The sequence below is a fragment of the Azospirillum sp. UENF 211521 genome, from assembly GCF_058780535.1.
In genome coordinates this window covers 1,344,718-1,355,316 of sequence record NZ_JBSNCF010000002.1, presented here as the reverse complement: position 1 = coordinate 1,355,316, position 10,599 = coordinate 1,344,718, and the positions used below count along the sequence as shown (strand labels likewise).

The window sequence follows — 10,599 nt, the reverse complement described above, 5'->3', positions numbered from 1 at the left end:
GGACCTGAGCGGGATCAAAAACGGGCGGAGGCTTGTTCTTCCGGGATATGTCCCGGGGAAGGAGGCTCCGCCCGTGCTCCCGCATTCGCAACCCTTGCGGCGGTCCGCCGCCGTCCTTCTGCTCGCCGCGGCCGGGGGGCTGGCGGGTTGCGCCGATCCCCGGGCCGACGTCGCGCTGGCCGCCCAGAGCGCGCTGGTCGGCCTGCCCAAAGGAACGCTGCTGTCCTGCGCCGGGGTGCCGCACCGGCAGGCGGCCAGCGGCGCCCTGGAGTTCTTCACCTACCGCGCGGGCTCCATCGATTACTACGCCCCACCGCCGCCACCGGTGGGCTACGGATGGGGGTATCCGTGGGGCTATCCCGGCTGGCGCCATCGCGGGCTCGACTACGACCCGTGGGACTACTATCCTCCGCGGTCGGGCGACGTGGTGGACAACCGGTGCGAAGCGACCTTCACCTTGAGGAACGGGGCCGTCGAGCAGCTGGTCTACCGGGCGTCGTCGTTGGGCGCCTGCGCCGCGGTCGTGCAGAACTGCATGGCGCTCGTGCCGCAGAGTCTTCCGCCAAGGCCCACCCCGTCCGGCTAGAGCCGGCAGAGGCATCCACCCTGACACCATCAAGGAAAACGCCGGTGATGAAGGCACCGTTCCGCTCGGCTCTGTTGGCCCTGTTGGCCGTCGTGTGTCTGGCCGGTTCCCCTGTTGCGGCGCAGGACGCGCAGAGCGAGACGAAGCCGAAGTTCGGCCCGGACGCCGTGCCGATGACCGATGACCGCGCCTATCTGCGCCGGGCCGGGGCGCCGGATTTCTGGGCGATGATGCCTTACTACACGGCCCAGCAGACCGGCAGCGCCTGTTCGGTCGCCAGCGTGGCGATGATGATCAACGCGCTGCGCGGCCTGCCGCCGCTCTCCTCCAACCGGCTGGTCACCCAGGCGCGGGTGCTGAACGAGGTGGACGACGACGGGTGGAAGGCGGCCACCGCGGAGAACGGGGACGGCGTCTCTTTCGCCGACTTCGCCGGTCTGGTCCAGAAATCGGTGGACGCCTTCGGGCTGGACGCCACGGTGGAGGTCTTCCGGCCGAAGGACACCTCACCGGAAACGCTGGGCGAGCTGCGGCGCATCCTCGACGAGAACGAGCGCGACGACAGCGACATCATCCTGCTGGCCTACGACCAGGGCACGCTGACCGGCGACGCCACGGTGGGCCACATCGCGCCGCTCGGCGCCTACGATGCCGAAACCCACCGGGTGCTGGTCATGGACGTGGACCGGCTGTGGTACGTCCCCTACTGGTCGAGCGACGAGAAGCTGCTGGAGGCGATGGTCAAGCCCGACCGCTCCGACCCCACCGGCAGCGGCCTGATCCATGTCCGGCTGAAGGATGCCCGGCTGAAGGGGCGGACTGCGGGATAACAGCGTTGACTCATGTTGCGACGCAGCGCGACCGGTTGTCGCATTCCGTCCCCCTGAATCAACCGGTTCTCGGCTGATGATGAACCGACCTTCGGTTAAACGGCGACGATTCTGAGCGAATATTTCGTCATTTTGCGCTCAAAGAAATTTAATTTCGCTTCTTGCTGCCATGCACTCAAGGTATTGCTGCGATGCGCAATGCCTTGGGCTCAAAGAAAAAAGCGATAACAATCATGTCCGACGAGATTTACGAGCGGGTGCTGTCCAACCCGAAGTTCGCCGCGATGACGGCGAGCCGCGCGCGCTTCAGCTGGCGGCTGGCGCTGATCGTCCTGGCGGTCTACTACGCCTTCGTGTTCGCCTCGGCGCTGGCGCCCGACCTGATGGCGCGCCCGCTGGCCGAGGGCATGACCTTCCCGGTCGGGCTGGCCGCCGGCATCGTCATCACCGTCTTCTGCTCGCTGATGACCGGCGTCTACGTGCTCCGCGCCAACAGCCGCTACGACGCGATGAACCGCGACCTGCTGAACGAGGTGGGCCGATGAACGCCGCGCGTCGTCTCGTTGCCCCGATCGCCGTTGCCTCCGCCGCGCTGCTGCCGGCGCTGGCGGCCGGACCCGCCTTCGCCGCCGCCATCGACGGCGCGGTGGAGCGCCAGCCGGTCAATGTGACGGCCATCGCCATGTTCCTGCTGTTCGTCGCCGGAACGCTGGGCATCACCTACTGGGCGTCGAAGCGCACCCGCTCGGCGTCGGACTTCTACACCGCGGGCGGCGGCATCAGCGGTTTCCAGAACGGGCTGGCCATCGCGGGCGACTACATGTCGGCGGCGGCCTTCCTCGGCCTGTCGGGCATGGTCTTCGCCAAGGGCTTCGACGGGGTGATCTACACCATCGGCTTCCTGGTCGGCTGGCCGCTGATGCTGTTCCTGATCGCCGAGCGGCTGCGCAACCTCGGCCGCTTCACCTTCGCCGACGTGGCCTCCTACCGGCTGGGCCAGACGCCGATCCGTTCGCTGGCGGCGGTGGGGTCGCTGACCGTGGTCTGCTTCTACCTGATCGCGCAGATGGTCGGGGCGGGCAAGCTGATCCAGCTCCTGTTCGGCCTGGACTACACCTACGCCGTGGTGATGGTCGGCGTGCTGATGATCCTGTACGTGACCTTCGGCGGCATGCTTGCCACGACCTGGGTGCAGATCATCAAGGCGGTGATGCTGCTCGGCGGCTGCACCGTGCTGGTCGGGCTGGCGCTGGCCCAGTTCGGCTTCAACCCGGAGCGGCTGCTCCAGCAGGCCGTCGCCGCCCACGCCGCGAACGCCGCCATCCTGCGCCCCACCGCCGCCATGGCCGACCCCATCGCCGCGGTGTCGCTCAGCCTCGCGCTGATGTGCGGACCGGCGGGGCTGCCGCACATCCTGATGCGCTTCTTCACCGTTCCCGACGCCAAGGAGGCGCGCAAGTCGGTCGTCTACGCCACCGGCTTCATCGGCTATTTCTTCATCCTGACGGTGACCATCGGCTTCCTGGCCATCGTGATCGTCGGCACCAACCCGGCCTATCTCGACACGGCGGGCAAGATCCTGGGCGGCGGCAACATGGCGGCCATCCACCTGTCCAAGGCCATCGGCGGCAACCTCTTCCTGGGCTTCATCTCGGCGGTCGCCTTCGCCACCATCCTGGCGGTGGTCGCCGGCCTGACGCTGGCCGGCGCGTCGGCGGTCAGCCACGACCTCTACGCCCGCGTCCTCAAGAAGGGCAACGCCACCGAGGCGTCGGAGATGCGCGTGTCGCGCCTCGCCACGCTGGCGCTGGGCGTCATCGCCATCACGCTGGGCCTGCTGTTCGAGAACCAGAACATCGCCTTCATGGTCGGTCTGGCCTTCGGTCTGGCGGCCTCGGTCAACTTCCCGGTGCTGATCCTGTCGATCTTCTGGAAGGGTCTGACCACGCGCGGCGCCTTCATCGGCGGCTTCGCCGGGCTGGTGAGCTGCGTCGCCTTCGTGGTGCTGGGGCCGACGGTGTGGGTCAGCGTCTTCAAGTTCCCGGCGCCGATCTTCCCCTACGAGCATCCGGCATTGTTCTCGATGGTCATCGCCTTCGCGACGACCTGGCTCTTCTCGGTCACCGACCGCAGCGCGCGGGCGGCGGCGGAGGCGAAGGCCTACGAGTACCAGTACATCCGGTCGGAAACCGGCCTGGGGGCGGCCGGCGCGGTTTCGCACTGACCGCGTGACCGGAGAAGCGGCCCCTCACCGTCCCGGGACGGGGAGGGGCCGTGTTTCCGTCAGCGCCGCTGCGCCGACTGGGAGTAGACGTAGGAGTCGAAGCTGTTCTCGGCGACGCGGAACCACAGCCGCTCCTCGTCGCGGAAGGGCTTCCACGCCTCGTAGACCTTCTTGAAGCGCGGGTTCTTCGCCGACAGCTCGTCATACAGCTCGTTGGCGATCTTCTCGCAGGCCATCATGACCTCGCGCGGGAAGGCGCGGAGCTGGGCGCCGCCGGCCACCAGACGCTTCAGCGCCGCGGCGTTGACGGCGTCGTACTTGGCGATCATCCAGGTGTTGGCCTCCCAGCAGGCCTGTTCCAGGATGGTCTTGTAGGACTCGGGAAGCTGCTCCCACGCGGTGATGTTGATCATCAGCGGGATCTGGGCGGAGCCCTCCCACCAGCCCGGCGAGTAGTAGTATTTGGCGACCTTGTGGAAGCCCAGCTTCTCGTCGTCGTAGGGGCCGACGAACTCCGCCGCGTCGATGGTGCCGCGCTCCAGCGCCGGGTAGATGTCGCCGCCGCCGATCTGCTGCGGGACGAGGCCCAGCTTGCCCATGATCTGCCCGGCCAGCCCGCCGACCCGCATCTTGAGGCCGCTGAGATCCTCCACCGTCTTGATTTCCTTGCGGAACCAGCCGCCCATCTGGGCCGTCGTGTTGCCGGCGGGGATGTTGTAGATGTTGTGCCCCCGGAACAGCTCCCGCATCAGCTCCAGCCCGCCGCCGTGCATCATCCAGGAGATGTGCTGGCGCGTGTTCAGGCCGAAGGGCATGGCGGTGTCGAAGCAGAAGGTCGGGTCCTTGCCGATGTAGAAGTAGGCGGCGGACTGGCCGCACTCGATCGTGCCGTTCTGCACCGCGTCCAGCACCTGGAGCGCCGGGACGATCTCGCCCGCCGCGAAGGTGCGGATCTGGAACTTGTTGTCGGTGGCGGCGGCGACCCGGCGGGCGATCAGCTCCGCCCCGCCGAAGATGGTGTCGAGGCTCTTGGGGTAGCTCGACGCCATGCGCCACTTGATCTCGGGCTGGCTCTGCGCGATGGCCGGGGCGGCGGCGACGGTGCTGGCGGCCAGACCGGCCCCGGCGCTGGTCAGAAAGGAACGACGTTTCATGGCGGAGGACTCTCCCTTCCCATTCTTTTCAATTATGGGAGGGATTCTGCATCGCCGTGACGCGTGCAACAAGAAAAAGGCGGCGCCGTGCCGCCCCGCCAAATCCGCATGCCCCCAGCCGCCCGCTCGTTGCAACGCCCGGACCGCAGGCGCCGTGCTAAGGTCGGACCCGGTCAAATCGGACCCGGTCGAAGAGGAAAGGGGGCCGCCGGTCATGGCTCGACGATGGACTTTTGCCGTGCTGGCGATCCTGTGCGGTGTCTGGGGCACGGGTGGTGGCGCAGACGCGGCCGACTCGCACCCGCCGCGGTCCGGCGGTGTGGCGGCGGGCCTCGGCACGGTGGCCTTGCAGCCGCCGCAGGCGACGTCCTCCGTGGCGCAGCCGATCGGCGGCTATGCCAACGGCTGCATCCGCGGCGCGCAGACGCTGCCGCCGGAGGGCGCCGGCTATCAGGCGGTCAACCTGTCGCGGAACCGCAACCACGGGCACCCCGACACCGTCGCCTTCGTCCAGCAGCTGGCCCGCCGGGCGCAGGCCGAGCGGCTGGGGCGGCTGGCCATCGGCGACCTTTCAAAGCCGTACGGCGGCCGCATGGAAAGCGGGCACGCCAGCCACCAGATCGGCCTGGACGTGGACGTCTGGTTCGACCTCGACCAGCCGCCGCTCGCTCGGGAGGCGCGGGAGCGCACCGACTTCCCGACCATGGTGGACCGGCAGGCGCAGCGCGTCCTGCCGGAGCGGTTCGGTCCCCGTCAGGCCCGGCTGCTGCAACTGGCGGCGACGAGCCCGAAGGTCGCGCGGGTGTTCGTGAATCCGGCGATCAAGCTGGCGCTGTGCGAGAGCGAGCGGGGCGACCGTTCCTGGCTGAACGCCGTGCGCCCCTGGGCCGGACACGACTCGCACTTCCATGTGCGGATGAACTGCCCGGCCGGATCGACGGCCTGCGTCCCGCAAGCTCCCATCCCGCCGGGCGACGGCTGCGGCCAGGAGCTTCTGAGCTGGTTCGAGCCCCCGAAGGAAACGCCGGGGCCCCGGCCGCCCAAGGCCATTCCCGAGCCACCCGCGGCCTGTCTGGCGGTTCTGGCGGGGAATTGAGCCTCCGTCGGCGGTGCGCGGGTTACTCGCGCATCAGCGTCGGCAGGTCCATGGCGACGCGGCCGATGTCCTCGCGGCGGAGGTCGCGGGCAGCCAGTTCGGCCGTGCTCAGGGCCGACAGCTCGCGATAGACGATGTAGGCGGCGGAGGTTTCGAACCAGGCGCTCACGAACTCGCGGACGCCCTTGACGATCCCCGACAGAGCGCCGTCATGATCGGTGTGCGAAGCGGTGGTGTAGGCCATGGTGCATCTCCCTCATGTCTGATGGAGGGAACTGTACACTGGTATACCAAATACCAGATACGCTGAGTGTGCAACGCAGCGGCGCAATAAAATTACGGCCATCCCAAGCATCAGAACGCCGAATTGTTTGGTGGACAAATGGTGTTGGCGCTCTTTGGAGGCCACGGTGCGGAGGCAGAGCCGCTCCGACCGCGGATCGCCTCGCACCCGGACTGAAAGACGTCGCCATGCCCATCGACGTGGCGACGCGATTCGGTCGTGTCCCGAGGCGTGGTGTAGGAGCCGGGGCGCTCATCTGGTCACCGGCGTGTCTGGCCGGAAGGTTCACGTGGTCGCAGCGGGCAACGTGAGGGCGAGATCATCGCGCAAGGGGGCGATGGTTTCCAGGGTCATGTAGCGCGCCCGCTGGACCGCCCATTCGTCGTTCTGTTCGAGCAGGATGGCGCCGATGAGGCGGGTGATCGCCGCCTCGTTGGGGAAGATGCCCACCACCTCGGTGCGCCGCTTGATCTCGCCGTTCAGCCGCTCCAGCGGGTTCGTGCTGTGGATCTTGGCGCGGTGCTCCTTGGGAAAGGTCATGAAGGCCAGCACGTCCTCCTCGGCCTCGTCGAGCAGGGTGGCCAGCTTAGGCAGCTTGGGGCGGACCTGATCGGCCACCTGGCGCCACTGCGCCTTGGCGGCGCCGGCGTCATCCTGGGCGAACGCGGTGGCGATGAAGGCCGACACCACGCGCCGGCCGCTCCGCCCGGCATGCGCCAGGGCGTTGCGCATGAAGTGCACCCGGCAGCGCTGCCACGTGGCGCGGAATACCTTGGACACGGCGGCCTTGATGCCTTCGTGGGCGTCGGAGATCACCAGCTTCACCCCGGCCAAGCCGCGGCGCTTGAGCTTGCGTAGGAACCCGATCCAGAAGGTCTCGGCTTCCGAGGCGCCGATGTCCATGCCCAGCACCTCGCGCCGGCCGTCGGTGTTCACGGCCACCGCGATGGTGACCGCCACCGAGACGATGCGCCCGTTCTGGCGAACCTTCACGTAGGTGGCGTCGATCCACAGGTGCGGCCAATCGCCTTCGATGGGGCGCTCCAGGAAGGTCTTCACCCGCTCGTCGATCTCCTCGCACAGCCGGCTGACCTGGCTCTTGGAGATGCTGCTCATGCCGAGCGCCTTCACCAGATCATCCACCGAGCGCGTCGAGATGCCGTGGACGTAGGCTTCCTGGATCACGGCGGTCAGCGCCTTCTCTGCTATGCGGCGCGGCTCCAGGAAGCCGGGGAAGTAGCTGCCCTTGCGCAGCTTGGGAATGCGCAGCTCGACGGTGCCGGCGCGGGTCTCCCAATCACGCTCGCGGTAGCCGTTGCGCTGGACCAGCCGCTCGGCGGAGCGCTCACCGTGGGCGGCGCCGGTCAGGCCTTGCACCTCCAGTTCCATCAGCCGCTCGGCCGCGAAGCCGATCATCTCGCGCAAGACGTCAGCGTCAGGGCTCTTCTCCAGCAGCGCGCGAAGCGCCATCATCTCGTCGGTCATCGTGGTCACCCTTCGGTCGGGTTGAGGTGTGGTGACCAGACTCTACCGAAGACCCACGATGACCGCCCCGCTGTGGAAAACCGGCCCGCCACGCCAGCTCTGGGGGGCGCTTCGGCGGGCCGGTTCCCCACAACTCCTACACCACGTTCAGGGACGTGACCCTCTGGGCGAGCGGTGCCAAGGACAGTTTGAGAGGCGCGGTCCGTGGGTGTGGGCGGGGCGCGTTTCGCCGACTGGGTTACCTCGCATCCTCCGCCCGGTCGGCGGGGACGGGCAATGTTGACAAGCGGCGCGCCGAGGCTCTCAAAGAGAGGCTAGGAAAGTTTCCCGCAATCTCAAAAAGAAAAGCGAGGCGGGGTGTTCCACCCGCCTCGCTTAATGTGGCGAAACCTCAGTTTATCAGACAACCGACAAGTTCTTTACACGTCGAGGTTGGCGACCTTGAGCGCGTTCTCCTGGATGAACTCGCGGCGCGGCTCGACGATGTCGCCCATCAGGGTGGAGAAGACCTCCTCCGCCTGGTCCGCGTGGTTGACCTTCACCTGCAACAGCGAGCGCTTGGTCGGGTCGAGCGTGGTTTCCCAGAGCTGGTCGGGATTCATCTCGCCCAAGCCCTTGTAGCGCTGGATGGTCACGCCGCGGCGGCCCAACTCCATCACCGTGTCGAACAGGGCGACGGGACCGGTCAGGCTGCGGCTTTCCTTCTGCTTTTCGAAGGCGCGGCCCGGCTCGGCGTAGACGCGCTTCAGGTCCGCCGCGATGGCGTCCAGCTTGCGGGCTTCGGCGCTCTTCAGCAGGTCGGCGTCCAGATGATGGCGGTGGGTCACGCCGCGGCGCGTCCGCACCAGCGCGTAACCGCCCTGGAGCAGGCTCTCGCCGCGCCAGCCGCCTTCCACGTCCAGCGCGTTGAGCCGGGCGGCCACCGCCTCGGCCGCCTGCTGCGCCTGGGCGGTGTCCTGCGACAGCGCGACCGACAGGGCGCCGCTCACCGCCGCCGATTCCACCACCGACAGGTTGCCGGCCTTGCGGGCCAGCGTCTCGATGTGCAGGCGGGCGCCGCGCGCCTGCTCGACCATCTCGCGCAGCGGCTCGCCGGTCAGCAGGGAGCCGTCGGCCGGACGCACGGACAGGTCGCCCAGCGCCGCCTCGATCAGATACTCCTCCAGCGCCCGGTCGTCCTTCAGGTACCGCTCCTTCGCGTTGCCGCGCTTGATGCGGTAGAGCGGCGGCTGGGCGATGTAGAGATAGCCGCGCTCGATCAGCTCCGGCATCTGCCGGAAGAAGAAGGTCAGCAGGAGCGTGCGGATGTGGCTGCCGTCCACGTCCGCGTCGGTCATGATGATGATCTTGTGGTAGCGCGTCTTGTCCGGGTTGAACTCGTCGCGCCCGATGCCGGTGCCCAGCGCCGCGATCAGCGTGCCGATCTCGGCCGAGGACAGCATCTTGTCGAAGCGCGCCCGCTCCACGTTCAGGATCTTGCCGCGCAGCGGAAGGATGGCCTGGAACTGGCGCGACCGGCCCTGCTTGGCCGAACCGCCCGCCGAATCGCCCTCCACGATGAAGAGTTCGGAGAGCGCCGGGTCGCGCTCCTGGCAGTCGGCCAGCTTGCCGGGCAGGGAGGCGATGTCGAGCGCACCCTTGCGCCGGGTCAGCTCGCGCGCCTTGCGGGCGGCCTCACGGGCGGCGGCGGCCTCGACCACCTTCTGGACGACGCGCTTGGCGTCCGCCGGATGCTCCTCGAAATACTGGGCGAGGCATTCGCCCACCACCGCCTCGACCACCGGGCGGACTTCGGAGGAGACCAGCTTGTCCTTGGTCTGGCTGGAGAATTTCGGATCGGGCACCTTCACCGACAGCACGCAGGTCAGGCCCTCGCGCGCGTCGTCGCCGGAGAGGTTGACCTTCTCCTTCTTCGCGATGCCCGACTCGTTGGCGTAGTTGTTGATCGCCCGCGTCAGCGCCGCGCGGAAGCCGGCGAGGTGGGTGCCGCCGTCCTTCTGCGGGATGTTGTTGGTGAAGCAGAGGGTCGTCTCGTGGTAGCTGTCGTTCCACTGGAGCGAGCATTCCACGGTGACCACGCCGCCATGCTCCGTCGGGCGCTCCGCCTTGATCGAGATCGCCGGCTTGTGCAGAGGAACCTTGGAGCGGTCGAGCCAGTTCACGAAGGCTTCCAGCCCGCCTTCATAGTGCAGGTCCTGGACCTTCGGCTCCACCCCGCGGGCGTCGGTCAGCACCAGCCGCACGCCGGAGTTCAGGAAGGCCAGCTCGCGCAGCCGGTGCTCCAGAGTCGCGAAGTCGAATTCGGTGTTGGTGAAGGTGTCCTTGGACGGCAGGAAGGTGACCTCGGTGCCGGAGAGCGGCTTCTGCCCGCCGTTGCCGTCGTCGACCATCGGCGCCGCGCCGATGTCCGCCAGCCGCTCGTCGGCGACGCCGTGGCGGAAGCGCATGAACCATTCGCGGCCGTTGCGCCAGATGCGCAGCTCCAGCGTTTCCGACAGGGCGTTCACCACCGACACGCCCACGCCGTGCAGGCCGCCCGACACCTTGTAGGAGTTCTGGTTGAACTTGCCGCCGGCGTGGAGCTGGGTCATCACGACCTCCGCCGCCGACACGCCCTCTTCGGAGTGGATGTCGGTGGGGATGCCGCGGCCGTTGTCGCGCACCGTGACCGACCCGTCGGCGTTCAGCTGCACCACGACCGCGTCGCAGTAGCCGGCCAGCGCCTCGTCGATCGCGTTGTCCACGACCTCGTAGACCATGTGGTGCAGTCCGGAGCCGTCATCGGTGTCGCCGATGTACATGCCCGGACGCTTGCGCACGGCGTCCAGCCCGCGCAAGACGGTGATCGATTCCGCGCCGTAATCCTGCTGCGGGAGGTCGTTCTTCAGTGCTTCCTGTGCCATGGCTCGACTATAGCAGACTGCGTTGGGTTTCGGCGGAA

At 67.9% G+C, this 10,599-nt stretch carries 9 protein-coding genes; 5 read left to right on the top strand and 4 right to left on the bottom strand.

The genetic code is table 11. The annotated features are described in order from the left end of the window. The first annotated feature begins 73 nt into the window (after positions 1-73). The 4 genes from ACWPN5_RS22960 (at position 74) to ACWPN5_RS22945 (ending at position 3,640) form a co-directional block, all read left to right on the top strand. A complete protein-coding gene (locus ACWPN5_RS22960) occupies positions 74-586 on the top strand; it encodes a hypothetical protein (protein ID WP_145689421.1) in 513 nt (170 codons plus the stop codon). 47 nt (positions 587-633) lie between these two features. Beyond that, positions 634-1,416, top strand: coding sequence for a phytochelatin synthase family protein (locus ACWPN5_RS22955; RefSeq protein ID WP_200478125.1), 783 nt, complete (start codon positions 634-636; stop codon positions 1,414-1,416). Positions 1,417-1,649: 233 nt separating this feature from the next. Then, entirely contained in the window at positions 1,650-1,961 is a 312-nt protein-coding gene (locus ACWPN5_RS22950) for a DUF485 domain-containing protein (protein ID WP_014198129.1), read from the top strand. Continuing rightward, positions 1,958-3,640, top strand: coding sequence for a cation acetate symporter (locus tag ACWPN5_RS22945; protein ID WP_492297543.1), 1,683 nt, complete (start codon positions 1,958-1,960; stop codon positions 3,638-3,640). Before ACWPN5_RS22950 ends, ACWPN5_RS22945 begins: the two co-directional genes overlap by 4 nt. 59 nt (positions 3,641-3,699) lie before the next feature. Here the strand turns inward: ACWPN5_RS22945 and ACWPN5_RS22940 are convergent, their stop codons facing one another. Further along, complete coding sequence (locus ACWPN5_RS22940; RefSeq protein ID WP_492297542.1) at positions 3,700-4,794, bottom strand: TRAP transporter substrate-binding protein; 1,095 nt, start codon at positions 4,792-4,794, stop codon at positions 3,700-3,702. Positions 4,795-5,008: 214 nt separating this feature from the next. Here ACWPN5_RS22940 and mepA point away from each other — a divergent pair, with 214 nt between their 5' ends. After that, a complete protein-coding gene (gene mepA, locus ACWPN5_RS22935; protein ID WP_145689416.1) occupies positions 5,009-5,890 on the top strand; it encodes a penicillin-insensitive murein endopeptidase in 882 nt (293 codons plus the stop codon). Between the two features lie 22 nt (positions 5,891-5,912). Here mepA and ACWPN5_RS22930 read toward each other — a convergent pair whose 3' ends face one another. The 3 genes from ACWPN5_RS22930 to gyrB form a co-directional block, all read right to left on the bottom strand. Next, positions 5,913-6,134 carry a hypothetical protein gene (locus ACWPN5_RS22930; RefSeq protein WP_145678914.1) on the bottom strand — a complete coding sequence of 74 codons (222 nt, stop codon included), beginning with the start codon at positions 6,132-6,134 and terminating at the stop codon, positions 5,913-5,915. A 324-nt stretch (positions 6,135-6,458) separates the two neighbouring features. After that, a complete protein-coding gene (locus ACWPN5_RS22925) occupies positions 6,459-7,658 on the bottom strand; it encodes an IS256 family transposase (RefSeq protein WP_492297540.1) in 1,200 nt (399 codons plus the stop codon). Between the two features lie 419 nt (positions 7,659-8,077). Then, the gene (gene gyrB / locus ACWPN5_RS22920; protein WP_103041458.1) at positions 8,078-10,561 is read right to left on the bottom strand and encodes a DNA topoisomerase (ATP-hydrolyzing) subunit B; all 2,484 of its coding nucleotides are present in this window, start codon (positions 10,559-10,561) and stop codon (positions 8,078-8,080) included. Positions 10,562-10,599 lie beyond the last annotated feature (38 nt).